14 protein-coding genes are annotated in these 17,297 nt (G+C 72.3%); 9 read left to right on the top strand and 5 right to left on the bottom strand.

The window, feature by feature from the left end; genetic code table 11:
- The 5 genes from murJ to J7E93_RS29630 form a co-directional block, all read left to right on the top strand.
- The coding region (murJ, locus tag J7E93_RS29650) for a lipid II flippase MurJ (RefSeq protein WP_251067271.1) at nt 1-1,689 on the top strand (1,689 nt) is incomplete at its 5' end.
- Nucleotides 1,586-2,386, top strand: a complete 801-nt coding sequence (locus J7E93_RS29645; RefSeq protein WP_215073084.1) for a polysaccharide deacetylase family protein — start codon at nt 1,586-1,588, stop codon at nt 2,384-2,386. The genes murJ and J7E93_RS29645, both read left to right, overlap by 104 nt.
- Nucleotides 2,383-3,516 (top strand): glycosyltransferase, encoded by a 1,134-nt coding sequence (locus J7E93_RS29640; protein ID WP_215073083.1) that lies wholly within the window; start codon nt 2,383-2,385, stop codon nt 3,514-3,516. The genes J7E93_RS29645 and J7E93_RS29640 overlap by 4 nt, the downstream gene beginning before the upstream one ends.
- Before the next feature lie 17 nt (nt 3,517-3,533).
- A complete protein-coding gene (locus tag J7E93_RS29635; RefSeq protein ID WP_215073089.1) occupies nt 3,534-4,217 on the top strand; it encodes a YveK family protein in 684 nt (227 codons plus the stop codon).
- Complete coding sequence (locus tag J7E93_RS29630; protein ID WP_374105446.1) at nt 4,214-5,398, top strand: GNAT family N-acetyltransferase; 1,185 nt, start codon at nt 4,214-4,216, stop codon at nt 5,396-5,398. Before J7E93_RS29635 ends, J7E93_RS29630 begins: the two co-directional genes overlap by 4 nt.
- Before the next feature lie 38 nt (nt 5,399-5,436).
- Here the strand turns inward: J7E93_RS29630 and J7E93_RS38435 are convergent, their stop codons facing one another.
- Nucleotides 5,437-6,990 (bottom strand): glycosyl hydrolase, encoded by a 1,554-nt coding sequence (locus tag J7E93_RS38435; protein ID WP_215073082.1) that lies wholly within the window; start codon nt 6,988-6,990, stop codon nt 5,437-5,439.
- A gap of 771 nt (nt 6,991-7,761) precedes the next feature.
- On the opposite strand from J7E93_RS38435, the gene J7E93_RS29620 reads away from it, so the two are divergent.
- The gene (locus J7E93_RS29620; RefSeq protein WP_308368831.1) at nt 7,762-8,793 is read left to right on the top strand and encodes an LCP family protein; all 1,032 of its coding nucleotides are present in this window, start codon (nt 7,762-7,764) and stop codon (nt 8,791-8,793) included.
- A gap of 14 nt (nt 8,794-8,807) precedes the next feature.
- Here J7E93_RS29620 and J7E93_RS29615 read toward each other — a convergent pair whose 3' ends face one another.
- Together J7E93_RS29615 and J7E93_RS29610 are read right to left on the bottom strand one after the other, a co-directional pair.
- A complete protein-coding gene (locus J7E93_RS29615) occupies nt 8,808-10,841 on the bottom strand; it encodes a thioredoxin domain-containing protein (protein ID WP_215073081.1) in 2,034 nt (677 codons plus the stop codon).
- Between the two features lie 138 nt (nt 10,842-10,979).
- Nucleotides 10,980-11,345 (bottom strand): RdlA protein, encoded by a 366-nt coding sequence (locus tag J7E93_RS29610; protein WP_215073080.1) that lies wholly within the window; start codon nt 11,343-11,345, stop codon nt 10,980-10,982.
- A gap of 276 nt (nt 11,346-11,621) precedes the next feature.
- Between J7E93_RS29610 and J7E93_RS29605 the strand changes: the two genes are divergently transcribed.
- Complete coding sequence (locus tag J7E93_RS29605) at nt 11,622-14,882, top strand: tetratricopeptide repeat protein (RefSeq protein ID WP_215073079.1); 3,261 nt, start codon at nt 11,622-11,624, stop codon at nt 14,880-14,882.
- 67 nt (nt 14,883-14,949) lie between these two features.
- Here the strand turns inward: J7E93_RS29605 and J7E93_RS29600 are convergent, their stop codons facing one another.
- Nucleotides 14,950-15,207: a hypothetical protein gene (locus J7E93_RS29600; protein ID WP_251067270.1), complete on the bottom strand. Its 258-nt coding sequence runs from the start codon at nt 15,205-15,207 to the stop codon at nt 14,950-14,952.
- Between the two features lies 1 nt (nt 15,208).
- The gene (mca, locus tag J7E93_RS29595) at nt 15,209-16,090 is read right to left on the bottom strand and encodes a mycothiol conjugate amidase Mca (protein ID WP_215073077.1); all 882 of its coding nucleotides are present in this window, start codon (nt 16,088-16,090) and stop codon (nt 15,209-15,211) included.
- Between the two features lie 97 nt (nt 16,091-16,187).
- On the opposite strand from mca, the gene J7E93_RS29590 reads away from it, so the two are divergent.
- Together J7E93_RS29590 and greA are read left to right on the top strand one after the other, a co-directional pair.
- Entirely contained in the window at nt 16,188-16,589 is a 402-nt protein-coding gene (locus tag J7E93_RS29590) for a DUF4307 domain-containing protein (protein ID WP_215073076.1), read from the top strand.
- A 189-nt stretch (nt 16,590-16,778) separates the two neighbouring features.
- Nucleotides 16,779-17,276 (top strand): transcription elongation factor GreA, encoded by a 498-nt coding sequence (greA, locus tag J7E93_RS29585; RefSeq protein WP_215073075.1) that lies wholly within the window; start codon nt 16,779-16,781, stop codon nt 17,274-17,276.
- Nucleotides 17,277-17,297 lie beyond the last annotated feature (21 nt).

The raw sequence follows: 17,297 nt of genomic DNA, 5'->3' as shown, positions 1-17,297 counted from the left end.
GGCCCCGCCCACGCGGCGCGGCGCGGGCGTTCGTGGTCGCCGACCGGGCGGTTCCTCGTGCGGGCCGCCGCGGTGACGGCGGGGCTCACCGCGGCCGGGGCGGTGCTCGGGCTCGCGCGGGACCAGATCCTGGCGCACTCCTTCGGGGCGGGGGCCGAGACCGATGCGTTCCTGGTGGCCTGGACGGTGCCGGAGTTCGCCTCGACTCTGCTCATCGAGGACGCGATGGCCCTGATCCTGGTGCCCGCGTTCAGCCGGGCCCTGGCCCGCCGGAGCGGCGGCCGGCTCGGGGACCCGGTCCGTACCCTCGTACGCTCCACGCTTCCCCGGCTCGCGCTCGCCATGAGCGCTCTCGCCGGGCTGCTGGTCCTCGCCGCGCCGCTGGTCGTCGCCGCGCTCGCGCCCGGTCTGCCCGACCCGCGGCTCGCCGTGGACTGCACCCGGCTGACGGCGACCTGCCTACTGGCGTTCGCGCTCGCCGGTTACTGCTCGGCCGCCCTGCGCGCCCACGGTTCCTTCCTTCCGCCGGCCGCCATCTACGTCGCGTACAACGTCGGGATCATCGGCACGATCCTGGTCCTGCGGGAGCCGCTCGGCGTACGGTCGGCCGCGGCCGGTGTCGCCGTCGGCGGTGTGCTGATGGTGCTGGTCCAGGCGCCGTTCCTGGTCAGGGAGTTGCGTCGTCGCCCGGGGTCCGGGCGGGGGCCGTCGGCGGCATCCGGCGGGGACGGGCGGCTCCTCGTCCTCGGACTGATCGCCCCGGTCATCGCCTTCGCGCTCTCCCGCCAGTCCCAGATCCTCGTGGAGCGCTTCCTCGCCTCGCCGCTGCCCGCCGGCGCCATCTCGCATCTGAACTACGCGCAGAAGATCGCGCAGATGCCGATGATCCTCTCCCTGATGCTGTGCACGGTCAGCTTCCCCGTCGTCGCCCGTGCCATGGCGGCGGGCGACACGGAGGGCGCGCGGCGCCGCGTCGAACGGGATCTCCTCCTCGCCGCCGTCGTCGTCCTCATCGGCACCTCGATCGTGATCGCCGCCGCCCCGCAGATCGTCGAGATCCTTTTCCAGCGCGGGGCCTTCGACGGGGCCGACACCGCCGCCACCGCCTCCGTGATGCGGGTCTACGCCCTGGGACTGCTCGGTCAGACGACGGTCGGCGCCCTGGTGCGCTGTTACTTCTCCGCCGCGCGTCCCCTCTGGTACCCGGCCGCCGCCATGGCCACGGGTCTCGCCGCGACCGCCGTCGCCGGAGTCCTGGCCGCCCCCCTCTGGGGAGCCGTCGGCATCGCCGCGGCCAATGCTCTGGGGATCACGCTGACCGCCGTGATGCTGCTGCTCGGCGCCCACCGCCAGTCCATTCCGGTGCGGGTCGGTGCGCTCGGCGAGGGGCTGCTCCGGCTGGCGACCGCCGCCGCCTGGGCGACCGGAGCCGGCTGGCTGTGCTCGTTCCTGGTCCGCCCCGCGCTGCTCTCCCTCGCCGTGGCGGGTCTGGTCGCCGTCTCGGTCTTCCTGCTCTTCCTCGCCTGCGCCGCTCGTGCGCCGGACCTCCCACCCCTCACCCCCACCGCATCACGAAGGCTCGCCCATGCCCGCTGCCACGGCGCCCCGCACCGCCACGATTCGTCGTCTGCTGCCGAAGCCGCCCCCGTGGGTGGTGATGTACCACTCGATCGCGGACACCGAGGCTGATCCGTACCGGGTGACGGTCTCGCCCGTCCGCTTCGCCCGCCAGCTGCACTGGCTGAACGACCGTGGGCTGCGCGGCGTCTCGGTGCGCGAGCTGCTCGCCGCCACCGCCTCAGGGCGCGCCAAGGGTCTGGTGGGGCTCACCTTCGACGACGGGTACGCCGACTTCGCCGAGTCGGCGCTGCCGCTGCTGCGGCGGCACGGGTTCACCGCCACCGTCTACGTGCTGCCGGGCCGGATCGGCGGCGATAACGCCTGGGACGGCGACGGGCCGCGCAAGTCCCTGCTGACCGAGGACGGCATCCGGCGCGTCTTCGAGGCCGGCATGGAGATCGGCTCGCACGGCATGCGCCATGTCTCGCTCCCCTCCCTGGACGACCGGGCTCTCGCCGAGGAGACGCGGCGCAGCCGCGCGCTCCTGGAGGAGATCACCGGCGCGCCGGTGGACGGTTTCTGCTACCCGTACGGAGATGTCGACGCCCGGACGATCCAGGCCGTGCGGGACGCGGGTTACCGGTACGGCTGCGGCATCGCCCCCGGCGCGCTGACCTGTGCGTACGCTCTGCCGCGCGCCCACATCGGCGAGCAGGACACCTCGTGGCGTCTCACCGCCAAGCGGACCCTGCATCCGCTGCGCCGCCGCTGGCCGGCCGAACCCCTGCCGGCGCGGATCCGGCCGGCCGGAGCGGGCGTCTCATGAGGGTCCTGCACGTCATCACCGGTCTCGGCATCGGCGGCGCCGAGCAGCAGCTGCGGCTGTTGCTGCGCCATCTGCCCGTCCGCGGTGAGGTCGTCACGCTCACCAACCCGGGCGCGGTCGCCCGCGGCATCGAGGCCGACGGGGTCCCGGTGACCCATCTCGGGATGACCGGCAACCGGGATCTGGGGGCGCTGCCCCGGCTCGTCCGGCTCGTCCGGCGCGGCCGGTACGACCTCGTCCACACCCACCTCTACCGGGCCTGCGTGTACGGCAGGATCGCCGCCCGCCTCGGCGGGGTCCGTACGGTCGTGGCCACCGAACACTCCCTCGGCGACACGCAGATCGAGGGCCGTCCCCTCACCGCGGGCACCCGCGCCCTCTATCTGGCCACCGAGCGTCTGGGCGCCGCCACGATCGCCGTCTCGCCCAGCGTGGCCCGCCGTCTGGAGCGGTGGGGCGTGGCGCCCTCGCGCATCCATGTCGTCCCCAACGGCATCGAGCGGGCCCGCTTCGCACACGACGAGGACGCCCGCCGGCTGACGAGGAAGCTGCTCGGCCTGCCGGAGGAGGCGTTCGTCGTCGGCGGGGTGGGGCGGCTCGCGCCGGGAAAGCGCTTCGACCGTCTCGTACGGGCGGTGGCGTCGGTCCCCGAGGCGCGGCTGCTGCTCGTCGGCGAGGGCGAGGAGCGCGGGCGCCTGCTCGACGTGGCCCGGTCGTGCGGGGCGGCCGACCGGGTGCTCCTGGCGGGCGCGTGCGAGGACCCGCCTCCGCCGGGGGGCGACGGACCCGATCTGCCGTCCCTGCTCGCGGCGATGGACGTCTTCGTCTCCACCTCCCCCGACGAGTCCTTCGGGCTCGCGGTCGTGGAGGCGCTGGCCGCCGGCCTGCCGGTGCTGTACGTCGCCTGCCCGGCGATCGACGACCTGCCGCCCGACGCGGCCCCGGGGGCCCGCCGGATCGGCGAGTCGGTTCCGGACCTTGTCTCGGCGCTGCGCGGCATCCGGGACGCCCGGCTGGCCCGGCTGCCGCAGCCGGCCGCCGCCCACCGCTACGACATCGCCCACAGCGCGCAGCAGTTGATGTCCCTCTACGAACAGGCCGTCCACGGCACCCCTCCCGTCGCGAAGTGAGACACCCCATGAGCTACATGACCCCTTTGAACCCCCATGCGCTGCTCAAGCAACGCTCTCCCTTTCTGAGCGCCCTGCGTACACCGCGCCGCTGGTGGGTGCTGCCCGCCTCGGTGCTCGTCGGCGTCACCCTCGGCGGCGGCTACGGAGCGCTGAAGACCCCGCAGTACGCGGCCACCAGTTACGTCATCGTGGTGCCCGGTGAGAAGTCCGACCCCTCCGCCGCGCTCGGCTTCGCGCAGGCGTACGGAAGGGTCGCCACGGACATCGCGGTGACCGGCGACGCCCAGGTGTGGGCGGGGGTCTCCGCCGCGACGCTGCGCGCGAGCGTCCAGGCGGCGACCTCCCCCGACGCGCCGATGATCTCCATCACCGCCCGGTCCACGAAGCCGGGCAAGGCGGTCTCGATGGCCGACGGGGTGGCCCGCGCGCTGGTGCTCAACAGCTCGCACGTCTCGGGGAGCACGGGCGTGAAGGTGGTCCAGTTCTCCCGCGCGACCAGGCCCGACGAGCCGGTCTCGCCCTCCGCCCCGCTCTCCGCGCTGGTCGGCGGTTGTGCGGGCGGTCTGATCGGCTCCCTGGCGCTGCTGGTACGGCCGCGGCGTGCCGCCCGTACCGAGGCTCGGCACTCCCGGCAGCAGACGGCCGCCGTTCCGGGCCCGGCGGGGGCGCAGCACCAGCCGGAACCGGAGGCGGTGTGACCGCGGGCGACCGGACGGGGCCGCGGACCGGGCTGCCGTGGGGGCTGCCGACGGGGCTGCGGACCGAGATCTGCCGGGACGGCGCCGAGTTCGGGCGGCTCGGGGAGCAGTGGGCGTCGCTGTACGCCCGCTGCTCGACGGCCACGCCGTTCCAGTCCCACTCCTGGCTGCACTCCTGGTGGGTGTCGTACGGGAGGCCGGGCGCGCTGCGGGTGGTGCTCGTACGGCGGGAGGACGGCGAACTGGTCGGGGCGGCGCCCCTGATGCGCGCCCCCGGGCCGCTGCCGGTCCTCACCCCGCTCGGCGGCGCGATCACCGACTTCACGGACGTCCTGCTCGACGACGCCTGCCCGGAGGCGGCGCCGGCGCTGGCCCGGGCACTGGCCCGGGCGGCGCGTGGTGCGGTCGTCGATCTGCGCGAGGTCCGGCCGGGGGCCGCGGCCGAACGGGTCCACGCCTGCTGGCGCGGGCCGCGCCGACGGCTCGCGGACTCGCTCTGCCTGGAGCTGCCCGCGGTGCCGATGGACGCCCTGCTCGAACGGATTCCCTCGGGCAAGGCCCAGCGGGTCCGCGCCAAGCTGCGCAAGCTGGACGCCCTCGGGATCGACGAGTACGTCGTGACCGGCGAGGAGGTGCCGGCCGCGCTGGAAAGGCTCTTGAAGCTGCATCAGCTCCAGTGGCAGGGCCGGGGTGTGACGGCCGAGCACACCAGCGACCGGTTCGCGCAGCATCTCGCGCGCGCGGTGCGGCCGATGGTCGAGCGGGGGGACGCGATGGTGACCGAGTTCCGGCTCGGCGGGGACGTGGTCGCGGCCGACCTCACCCTGATGTCGCCGCGGCTCGCGGGCGGCTATCTGTACGGCGCGGATCCGGTGCTGCGGGCGCGGAAGGTGGACGTGGCGACGATGCTGCTGCGGCACGGCGCACGCCGGACCAGTGGGAGCGGGCGCGCCACGCTGAGCATGCTGCGGGGCAACGAACCGTACAAGCAGCGCTGGCGGCCGGAGACCGTCCCCAACCAGCGGCTGATGCTGGCCGGGCGGGGCGCGGCTCCGCTGCTGTGGCTGCGGGCGGGCGCGGCGCACGGGCGGCGCTGGGCGGCGCGGCAGGCGCGGGAGCGTCCCTGGGTGGGGCGGGCGCTCGCGCGGCTGCTGGGACGGCCGAGAAGCGGCGGAGGATGATCTCCTCCGCCGCCGTGCGGGCCGGGTCACTTCGGTGATCAGAAGGGCCAGGACTCGCTGTCCATGATGACCTCCCACGCCTCGGCGGTGTCGGTCTCGTCGTCCATCCAGTCGACCTTGGGAATGCAGATGGGCCCGCCGATCAAGCTCTCCACCCACGAACCGAGGTTCAAGGTCCAGCACTCCGGCTTGGGCGCGGGCTTGGGTTCGGGCTTCGGCTCCGGCTTGGGTTCCGGCTTCGGCTCAGGCTTGGGTTCCGGCTTGGGTTCCGGCTTGGGCTCGGGCTTCGGCTCCGGCTTGGGTTCCGGCTTCGTCGGGACCTCGGGCTCCGGCTCGGGCTTCGGTTCGGGCTTGGGCGCGGGCGGAACCTCGGGCTTCGGTTCGGGCTTGGGCGCGGGCGGAACCTCGGGCTTCGGTTCCGGCTTGGGATCAGGCTTCGGCTCGGGCTGGGGCTTCGTCGGAACCTCAGGCTTCGGCTCCGGCTTCGTCGGGACCTCGGGCTCCGGCTCCGGCTTCGGCTCCGGCTTCGGTTCGGGCTCCGGCTTCGTCGGGACCTCAGGTACCTCCGGCACCTCCGGGGCCTGCGGCTCGGCTCCGTAGAGCGCCTTCCGGAAGACCTGCGCCGACCTCGGGTTGTCGTCGCACTGCCAGACGCCGTGCGGACAGTAGTCCGTGATCGTGTGATAGAGCGGCTTGTGCTCGTCCATCCAGTCGAGCATTTGCCGCATGTACTCGGCGTTGTCCCCGTTCCGGAAGAGCCCCCATTCCGGATACGAGATCTCCTTGCCGTGCTCGGCGGCGAAATCCACCTGCTTCCGCAGCCCGTACGGCTCACTGACGTGCCGGTCGAAACTGGCCCCCGGCGGCTGGTCGTAGGAATCCATGCCGATGATGTCGACCACGTCGTCGCCCGGATAGCACTCCGTCCACGGAATGGCGTCCGTCCCCCGGCTCGGATTGAAGTCGAAGCGGAACTCCTGACCGGGGACGGACCGCATGGCGGTGACGATCCGGGTCCAGTACTTCTTCCAGGCCGCGGGGTCCGGCGCACACCGGTGGGTGTACGTCGTGCCGTTCATCTCCCAGCCGAGGACGATGACGGTGTCGTTCGCCTTCAGCCGGACGAGTCGCTCGGCCAGCGTGCGGAAGTGGTGGTCGTAGTACCCCGCCGCGCCGAGCTGCAACTGCCGGCGGACCTCGTAGTCGGAGACGCCGGCCTCGTTCCGCTCCAGCATTGGCACGTTCAGGACGAACAGCCGGTCGGCCCGCTCGCTGCGCCACTCCGCCCAGGAGTCCAGGAAGCCCGGAGGGCCTTCGATGTTCGACCAGAGGTCGCCGGGGAGGTAGGTGTGGCCGACGCGGAGCTCGCGGCCGCCGAGCCACCGCTCCAGCTGGCTGATCCGGCTGACGCCGACGGGTCCCGATTCGAGGAACGCGCCCAGTGCGGTGGAGAGAGTCGGAGCGGGGTCCCGGGTCGTCCCGGATTCGGCGGCGTGAGCGGGAGAGGACAGCACGACGGAACCTGAGGCGAGGAGACCTGCTGTGAACACCCCCAACCACACACTCGGTGTTTTCCGCCTTCGGTCGGCCATGGCCACCACTCCTTCGCACACTGCGTCACTTGACGATCCGTCAGTCCGATGTTCCGTAAGTATTCCTAATAAGCCGACCGAGAGCCCGGTGCCGATCTGATGAGTAGTCCATCAGGGGAATTCATCGCCCAGTTGGGGCATGGCGGAGCCCGGCGCCTTCTGGCCAGGAACAAAAGGTGCTGCCGCCGGGCATGACAAAGGCCGGTCCCGGAAGACGCCTTGGACGTCTTGCGGAACCGGCCCGTCGGTGTGCGCCCCCTGCGGGCGCGGGCGCGTCAGATTTCACGGATTTCGCGAATCGCCGGCACGTTCAGATGAAGCGCCCGACCTCCACCGCGAACATCGCAACGACCATGTCATAAAAAGGAATCGGCAGATCGTAAGACATGCGGCATTCACTCGATCGCGTCGTTCAGCGGGGCCAGATCGGCGTCGCCATGAGCCGTGCCCACTCCTGATCCGGGGCTCCCGGCACCGTGCGCCCGGCGAGGGCCCACTGCTGCACCAGCGAGGAATAGACGGGGAAAGGTCCCCGGTCGACAGGTGGCGGGTCCGCCACCTGGCGGCTCTTCGGAATGAAGGCCAGCCGCTCCCATTTCCCGGGGTCGGGCGCCATCTCTTCCCTCCCATCCGCTGCGGTTACCGCATCATTACACAGGGCCTGCAGGAGAGTGATTCGTCCTGTCCTCGCCGCGTCGCGTACCTGTGTGCGACTGATGTCGACCTACGGTGCCGCCATCCCCCACTCCCGAACATCGGTGGTGCCTGCCCGTGCCCGTCAGGAAAATCACGCGCCCACGGCGACTCGTGCTCCTCGCCGCGGCGCTCCTCGCTCTCGCCCCGGCGGCGCTCGCCGCGGTTCCCCCCTCCCTGCCGTCCCCCGAGGGCGGCCTCAACATCCTGGTGGTCGGCCTCGACACCCGGAAGGGCGTGACCGATCAGGAGAAGGAGAAGTACCGGCTCGGTGGCAAGGAGTGCGACTGCACCGACGTGATGATGCTGGTGCACGTGTCGGCCGGCAACGACCGGGTCAGTGTGGTGGGTCTGCCCCGCGACTCGCTCACCGAGTTCCCCGACGGCCACCGGGACCGGCGGACGGGCGAGGTCCACGAGGCGCATGCGGCGAAGCTCAACGGCGCCTGGGCGGAAGGCGGCCCCTCGTTCGTCGTCAGAACCGTCGAGACGATGACCGGGACCACCGTGCACCGCTACCTCGAGATCGACTTCCGCCGGTTCATGGACAGCGTGAACCGGTTCGAGGGCGGCGTGCCGATCTGTACGACGGAGCCGCTGAACGACCCGGTCACCGGCATCGATCTCGCCCCGGGGACCAAGCGGGTCGACGGAGGCGAGGCGCTCCAGTACGTACGCTCGCGGCGCGCCGACGGACAGATGGACTTCGGGCGGATCCGGAAGCAACAGAAGTTCGTCGTCAACACCCTTCAGGAGGTGCGGTCGGACCTCCTCCATGATCCGGCGAAGCTGTGGGCGCTCGCCTCGACGCTGCGCGGGACGGCGACGGTGAACCGCGGTCTGTCGACCACCGAGCTGCTGATCCTGGCCATGCGCCTGCGCCACCTCACCCCCGACCGTACCGAGTTCGCGATCGTGCCCGTCCGCGGCTTCAACCCGACCGTCGACGGCGTCGGCTCCAGCGTCGGCTGGAACGTGGAGCAGGCCGCCGAGGTGTTCGAGGCGCTGCGCGCGGACAAGCCGTTGCCGCCGGCCGGCCCCACCCCGTCGAGTGAGATCCCTCAGGCCGAGTACCGGCCGGCCGGCGGCTCGTCGTTCGTCTGCGCGTAGTCGGTCGGCTCTCGTCAGCGGGACAGGGTGCGCGCCAGCTCGGCCGGGTCGGTCGTCGGCGCGTCGCAGCTGAAGTGACGGCAGACGTAGGCGGCGGCCCGGCCGTCGACCAGCGGGCGGTCCTTGAGGAGCGGGAACTCGTCGCTGTCCGGTGCGCCGAAGGCGAGGACCGCGCCGGGGGCGCTGCCCAGCAGGGCGGCCCGTCGCAGTTCCGCCGCGCGCTCGTCACCCGGCGTACCGACCACCGCGATCTCCCGGGGCCCGTCGAGCAGGGCCTCCGCGGTGGCCAGCCCCCAGCCGATGAACCGGGGGGCTCGCGGGCCGAGCGCCTTGACCACGCCGAGCGCACGTTCGGCGGCGGCGCGGTGGGCGTCGGAGCCGGTGTGGGCGGCGTAGGAGAGCAGGGCTCCGGCGGCCGCCGTCCAGCCGGAGGGGGTCGCGCTGTCGGTGGGGTCCTGGGGGCGGCGGATCAGCGTCTCGGCGTCGTGCGCCGTGTCGTACAGCGCCCCGCCCTCGGCGACGAACTGGTCCAGGACGATGTCCAGGAGGAATCCGGCGAACTCCAGCCAGACCCCCTCCCCCGTGACCCCGGCGAGCGCCAGGAACCCCTCGGCGACGTCCGCGTAGTCCTCGAGGACGCCGGCGTTGGCTCCGACCCGGCCGTCCTTGGAGGTACGGGCCAGCCGGGCGCCGGCGGCGGTGTCGAAGTGGACCCGTACGAGCAGATCGGCGGCCTCGGTCGCGCGCTCGACCAGGTCCGGGCGGTCGAAGAGGGCGCCGGTCTCGGCGAGGGCGGCGATCGCGAGACCGTTCCACGCGGCGACGATCTTGTCGTCGCGGCCGGGGCGTGCGCGCCGGTCGCGGGCGGCGAGCAGCCGCTCCTTGACCGAGGCGATCCGCTCGGCGTCGGCGACGCCCGCGTCCTGCGGGAGCTGGAGGACGGAGGCGCCCTCCTCGAAGGTGCCGTCCTCGGTGACCCCGAAGTACGAGGCGGCGTACCGGGCGTCCTCGTCGCCGAGGGCCTCGGCCAGCTGCTCCGGCGTCCAGACGTAGTACGCGCCCTCGACGTGCCTGCCGGTTCCGTCGTCGCTGTCGGCGTCCAGCGCGGAGGCGAAGCCGCCCTCGGCCGTGCGCAGCTCGCTGACCATGAAGTCGGCGGTCTCCAGCGCGACCCGGCGGGCCAGGTCGCTGCCGGTGACCCGCCACAGATGCGCGTACACCCGGCACAGCAGGGCGTTGTCGTACAGCATCTTCTCGAAGTGGGGGACGATCCAGTCGCGGTCCACCGAGTAGCGGGCGAAGCCGCCGCCGAGCTGGTCGTAGATCCCGCCGCGGGCCATCGCCTCGCAGGTGTCGGCGGCCATCTGCAGCGCGCCCTCGGCCCCCGTACGGGCGTGGTGGCGCAGCAGGAACTCCAGCGCCATCGACGGCGGGAACTTGGGCGCGCCGCCGAAACCGCCGCGGGTCGCGTCGTAGTCCCTGGTGAGGCCGAGGAGCGCCTGGGCCAGCTCCTCCTCGCCGGGGACGCCGTCGCCGCCGAAGGCGAGGGAGCGGGCCGAGAGGTCCTTGACGATCTTCCCGGCGACCTCGCCGACCTCGGCGCGGCGCTCGGTCCAGGCGCGGGAGACGCCGTCGAGGACGTCGCCGAAGGAGGGCATGCCGTGCCGGGACTCGGGCGGGAAGTACGTGCCGAAGTAGAACGGCTCGGCGTCCGGGGTGAGGAAGACCGTCATGGGCCAGCCGCCCTGTCCGGTCGCCGCCTGCACGGCCTCCATGTACACGGCGTCGACGTCGGGCCGCTCCTCGCGGTCGACCTTGACGGCGACGAAGTGCTCGTTGACGTACGCGGCGGTGGTGTCGTCCTCGAAGGACTCGTGGGCCATCACATGGCACCAGTGGCAGCTGCTGTAGCCGACGCTGAGCAGCACGGGCACGTCACGGCGGCGCGCCTCCTCGAACGCCTCGGCCGACCACGGCCACCAGTCGACCGGGTTGTCGGCGTGCTGGAGGAGGTAGGGGGACGTCTCATGGGCCAGTCTGTTCGGCATACCTCCATCCTCGCGCACGCGCCGGAGCCCCGCCCGTACGCCACGGGAGTGGCGTGCGAACGGGGCACCGGTACGGCGAGCGGCCCCGCCCCAGGCAGCGGACTGCGAGTGACGGGGCCGCTCAGCGACGAGCTGACGTCAGCTGATGTCGGTGCCGTTGTCGGCCAGGACCGCGATGAGGTCCTTCAGCGGGTTGTTCTGCATCTGCTCCACCGAGTTCTGGGTGCAGGTCTGGTTCTGCTTCGGGCTCAGGATGTCGTCGACAGCGACCCCGACGATCGGGACCTGAACAGTGACGTCCTGGACGTCGAAGCAGTGCAGGATGCCACCGTTGACGAGGCCGAAGTTGTGGCCGTCGACGTGGCTGCTGCCGATCGACTGCTGCGACTTGTTGCCGATGAGGTTGGCGGTGTTGGCGTCTTCACCCGACGCGGACGCCGTGGCAGCAGACATACCGACGACGGAGGCCGCAACTGCCGCCGTGGCAAGAACCTTCTTGATCACGAGATTTCCTTCTTGAGCTGGAGGGCCCTGGAATGCTCCGTTACCGAAGCATGCTGATCAACTGCCGGTGAATGGATTGGTTCCGGCTGGTCACCCGGATGCGGTATTCGGCAGATGAACGCCATCGGACACGAGCGCGAGGGGCACGCGTTCGGATGTGGTCCGGGGCCGCCGGAGGCCCGGGATCCCAAGGGCGATCGCCCCACTCCCTCGCGCCGACGCGCGTCACGCAGGACACTTGTGCGCGGAAGCGGAAGCTCTCGGAGGGGGACGCACATGCGGGACAGCCACCGGGCCGAAGCGGAACGGCTGTTGGCGCGCGCCGTGGAGGAGGAGGTGCGGCGCTCCGGAGGCCGTCTCGACTCCACGGTGCTGCTGGCACGCGGCCGGGCCGCGCTGGACACCATGGCGGCGGGTGCGGGCGAGGAGTACGCGGAGTACCTGCGCGCGCTCGAGGAGGCGGAGGCGGGAGAGCAGTCGCTCGGGGATCGGTTCAGCAAAGCGGCGGTGGGAACGCCCACGCTGGTCACGGCCGTCGCGGCGGCCGCGGCCTTCGGGGCGGACCTGGCCCTCGGCACGGCCGCCGGGACGGCGCTCGGTGCGGGGGCCGTGGTGGCGGTGGCGGGCGCGGCGGCGACCGTTCTGAAGGTGACCGCCGGGCACTGGCCGGCCGCGCACCGCAGGGCGGGAGCGCTCGGCCGGCCGGGCGGCACCGAGCAGCTGCGGCTGCAGTGGCTCACGGCGCTGGAGGTGCGGGGCGTGCGCCCGTTCCTCGACCAGCAGCGGGTCCTGCTCGCGGCCACCCAGAATCCGGCACAGAAGGTCGTCGCGCAGTTGCGCGGCGTGGACCGTAGCGCGGCGGCGCGGCGGAGGACCGTCCTCCAGCAGTCGTTCGGCCATCTGCCGGACCCGGCCGGGCCGTTCGCGGGGCGGCGCGCCGAGCTGGCCCGGATCACCCGGTGGGTGCAGGCGGGGCGGGCGTCGACGACGACCCGCCCGACGGTGGTGATGCTGTACGGGACCCCCGGCGCGGGGCGCACGACGCTCGCGGTACGGGCGGCGCACGCCCTGAAGGACCAGTTCCGGGGCGCGTGCGTGGTGGACCTGCGGGGCGGCGGGACGCGGGGCGAGAAGCCGCTGTCGACCCGGGAGGCGCTGCTGCACCTGCTGAACCGGCTGGGCGCGCCGCGCGAGCAGCTCCTCTTCCGTGAGCGGTCCTCGGCGGAGCAGCAGGTGCGCCGGCTCGCGGAGTTGTACCACCAGCACCTGACGGGACTGCCGGTGACGGTGGTCCTGGACGACGCCGTGGACGCGGAACAGGTCCGCACGCTGCTCCCGGAGCGTTCGGACAGCCTGGTCCTGGTCACCTGCCGGGAGCCGCTGGACCTCGGTGCGGAGGTGCCGGCGTCCGTGCACCTGCTGCCGGTGGAGGCGCTGGACGCGGCGGGCGCGGAGGAGCTGCTGCGGGAGGCGGCCGACGCGCCCGACCCGGGCCCGTACGACTCCGAGGCCTTCGACCGGGTCCGGGAGCTGTGCGGGGGGCTTCCGCTGGCGCTGCGGGTCGCCGGGTCCTCGCTGGGCGGCCGCTCGATGGGCGAGCTGGCGCAGCTCCTCGACCGCCCAGGACGGGGTGTCGACGCACTCGAACGGGCCTTCTCCGTACGGTACTTCACGGATCTCGACGAGGACGGGCGGCGGCTGCTGCGGCGGCTCGCGCTGGCCGGGCGGGCCTCGCTGGGCGCGGCGGCGGCCGGCGCGCTCCTCGGCGGGGGCGGGAAGGACGGGGCCCGGCTGCTGCGGGAGCTCGCCCGGGCCGGTCTTCTGGACCACGTCCGTGGGGGTGTGGGCGGAGAGCGCTACCGCCTGCACGACTCCGTGCGCGGTTTCGCGGCGGCCCGGCTCCAGGAGGAGGAGGACGCGGCGGAGATCGCGGCCGCGCAGGAGCGGCTGATCCAGAACTACGCGGAGCTCGCGGACGCGGTGATCCGGATGGTCGACGGGAAGATGTCGACGCGCGCCGACCGCTTCGGGGGCCACGGTTTCGGCTCGCTGGACGCGGCGCTGCGCTGGCTGGACGACGAGTCGAGCTTCATCACGGCGGCGCTGCGCAACGCCGAGGGCGTGGACCAGCAGACCGTGCTGAACCTGCTGGGCGCGCTCTGCGACTACTGCCTGCTGCGCGGCGATCTCTACCGGCTGGGCGAGATCAACGAGCTCACCGACGCCGTCGGGCAGGGGCTGCTCTCCCGCTCGGTGCAGTGGAGGACCGGTATCGCGGCCCGTCAGCTCGGCGAGCTCGACAAGGCGCGCACCACCCTGACCTCGGTGGTCTCCCTCTACCAGGAGGCCCACCAGGACGCGGGGGCCGCGCTCGCGCTCTGCTCGCTCGGGATCACCCTGCACCACCAGGGCAATCTGACGGAGGCCTCGGTGAAGCTCCGGGAGGCCCTCGCCCTGCAGGAGCCGGAGTCGCTCGCCGCCGACCGGGGCTGGACGCTGCACGCCCTCGCGGCGGTCGAGCGGGACCGGGGGCGGCTCGCGGAGGCGCTGGAACTGCTGGACGCGGCGCTGGAACTGCACCGGGAGAACGAGTCGCTGCACGGCGAGGCCTGGGCGCACTTCCAGCGGGGGCAGGTGTGCCTGCGGATGGGCGATGTGGGGCGGGCCGACGCCGAGCTGCGTCTGGCCCTCGACCTGTACGGCCGTACCCACGACGGGCGCGGCGAGGCGTGGGCGCTGACGCAGCTGGCCCGTGCGCGGCTCGTCGAGGGCGACATCGCGCCCGCGGTCGACGGGCTGCGGGGGGCGCTGGCCCGTCACCGCGATCTGGAGGACGCCCGGGGCGAGGCCTGGACGCTGTACTACCTGGGTCACGCGCTCGAGGAGAGCGGTGATCTGGACGAGGCGGTACGGGAGCTGGAGCGGGCGCGGACGATGTTCTCGCGGATGCGGGACGTCTACGGGCTGGCCTGCGCCCGGCACCACTCGGGGCGGGTCACCCGCGACCAGCGCGCCGCCCAGACCGGCAATCTGCGCAACTCCGGCTTCGCACGGCAGCTCCTGGTCGACGCCCGGGCGGACTTCCACCGCATCGGGGTGGCCCACGGCGAGGCCTGGACCTGCCTGGAGCTGGCGATCGTGGACGGCGGGAACGCGAAGGCCGGGCAGGCTCTGGAGCTGTGCGCGGAGGCGGCCCGGCTCTTCCTCTCGTACCAGGACCGTCGGGGTGCCGACTGGGCTCTCTTCCTGCGCTGCACCCTGCTTCCGTACGCCTCTCCGGGCGGGGTGGAGGTGGGCACGGCGGTCGCTCAGGAGGAGCTGCGCCGGCTGGTCGAGGACCGTCACCCGGCGCGGGACGGAAAGCTGGAGGACTGCGCGGAGGCGTACGCCCTGGTCCTGGAGCGGGGCGTCCAGCTCGACGCGGGGTGGCGGGCCTGGGACCTGCGCATGGTGCCGAACCGGCACGCCCGTGAGGTGATGGGCGTACCGGTTCCGGGCCATGAACCGGAGGTGGGCCGGGCGGGCTCGCAGGGCTGATCCGCGGCGGGTGCCGGCGGTCGTCCGCCTGCCCCCGGCGCGGGGCCGCCCCGCTGCCGCGCGCCGGCTACTCCCGCGTGGCCGCCTTGGCCGCCTGGGCCGCCTCGGCCGGCTTCGCGGCGGACCCGGCGGTCGCCGCCGGGTCCGTGGCCTCCTCGAAGGAGACCTTGCCCATGTGGCGGTTCATCGACTTCATCAGCAGCCAGACGGCCCCGGCCATCACGGCGAAGACGACGAACCCGAGGACGCCGGGGGTCACCTTGTTCTTGTCCAGCTCCTGGGCGGCCAAGGGGACAAGCTGGGTCAGTGCCAGGTGTGCGCTCATGTCAGGCATTGTCGCGGATGCCCGCGAAGAGGTCGCTCTCGGGGAGGGAGGTATCGACCAGCGACTTGCTGAGCTCGTACTCCTCCGTCGGCCAGACCTCCTTCTGGATCTCCATGGGCACCCGGAACCAGCCACCGTCCGGGTCGATCTGCGTACGGTGCGCGACCAGGGCCTTGTCGCGGGTCTCGAAGAACTCCGCGCACGGCACGTACGTGGTCAGCGTGCGCTCGGCACGCTGGAACTCCTTCCAGCGCTCCAGCCACTCGCCGTACGGGGACTCCATGCCCCGGTCCAGCAGCGCCTGGTGCAGGGCGAGGGTGCGGGGACGGTTGAAGCCCTGGTTGTAGTAGAGCTTCTGCGGCTGGAACGCCGGGCCGAACTCGTCCTCGGGGTACTTCTCGGTGTCCGCCGCGCCGTCGAAGGCCACCATCGTGATCTTGTGGGTCATGATGTGGTCGGGGTGCGGGTAGCCGCCGTTCTCGTCGTAGGTCGTGATGACCTGCGGACGGAAGGAACGGATCTTGCGGACCAGCGCGCCGGCCGCCTTGTCGATGTCCTCCAGGGCGAAACAGCCCTCGGGCAGCGGCGGCAGCGGGTCGCCCTCGGGAAGGCCGGAGTCGACGAAGCCGAGCCACTCCTGCTTCACGCCGAGGATCTCGCGGGCCTCGTCCATCTCCTTGCGGCGCACCTCGTGGATGTTCGCCTCGATGTAGGCGTCGCCCTGGAGCTTCGGGTTGAGGATGGAGCCGCGCTCGCCGCCCGTGCACGTGACCACAAGGACGTCCACCCCCTCGGACACATACTTGGCCATCGTCGCCGCGCCCTTGCTCGACTCGTCGTCGGGGTGGGCGTGAACGGCCATCAGTCGCAGCTGCTCAGTCAAGACTCGATCCTCAGTGATTCGTCGCGGAGGGAGGCTTCTATAGTGACGGAACCGGGGGGCGGAAAATTCCGGGTCCCCCGAGGCGAGAGGAAAGATCATGAGCGCGGTGCGAGAGCAGCTGCCCGACGGGCGCTACGGCCGCTCCGCGGATCAGCGCGCCGACCGCACGCTCAGGGTCGTCGGCGCCGTGCTCGGCGTGCTGTTCCTCGGCCTGATGGGCTGGTTCGGCTGGTACTACGTCGTCGACAACAAGATCAGCGCCGAGATGATCAAGTTCGACGTGGTGAGCGACGGCGAGGTCCAGGTGCACCTGGAGGTCCGCAAGGACGCCGACGTCACGGGCGTCTGCACCCTGCGCTCGCGCGCCGAGGACGGGGCCGAGGTCGGCCGCAAGGACGTCCGCCTCGACGACGCCGTGGAGCGCATCGACCGCGTGTACTCGATCCGTACCACCGCGAAGGCGACCAGCGCCGAGCTCGTGGGGTGTACGGCGCAGTAGCGGTGGGTAGGGGCCGACCGGCGCGTCGAGCACGATCCGCCCGCTGACCAGGAGCGACGCCATCCCGGTGGTTTATGTCCTCCCCCTTTTCGCCACTAATTGTTAGGCTCGTGGTTTCGCCCACCCAGGACGGACAATCCTTCTGGGTAGGGCGATGCTTTGTATTCCCAGTACCTACGAGGAGCACCTGTGACCCAGACCAGCGACAACGTCACCTGGCTCACCCAGGAGGCGTACAACCAGCTCAGGGCCGAGCTGGAGTACCTGTCTGGTCCCGCGCGAACCGAGATCGCCGCCAAGATCGCCGCGGCGCGCGAGGAGGGCGACCTGCGCGAGAACGGCGGGTACCACGCGGCCAAGGAGGAGCAGGGCAAGCAGGAGCTCCGGGTCCGCCAGCTGACCCAGTTGCTCGAGCACGCCAAGGTGGGCGAGGCTCCGGCCGACGAAGGCGTCGTCGCCCCCGGCATGGTCGTCACGATCGCCTTCGACGGTGACGAGGACGACACGATGACCTTCCTGCTCGCCTCGCGCGAGTACGCGAGCAGTGACATCGAGACGTACTCGCCGCAGTCCCCGCTCGGCGTGGGCGTCAACGGCAAGAAGGCCGGCGAGGACGCCGAGTACGAACTGCCGAACGGCAGGAAGGCCACGGTGAAGGTCCTCAGCGCCACGCCGTACACCGGCTGACGCTTCTCTACCCTTCCGCGC

This window comes from Streptomyces sp. ISL-36, assembly GCF_018614205.1.
Lineage (GTDB): Bacteria > Actinomycetota > Actinomycetes > Streptomycetales > Streptomycetaceae > Streptomyces.
The sequence above is the reverse complement of the archived record's forward strand: the minus strand, read 5'-3'. Positions and strand labels throughout refer to the sequence as shown.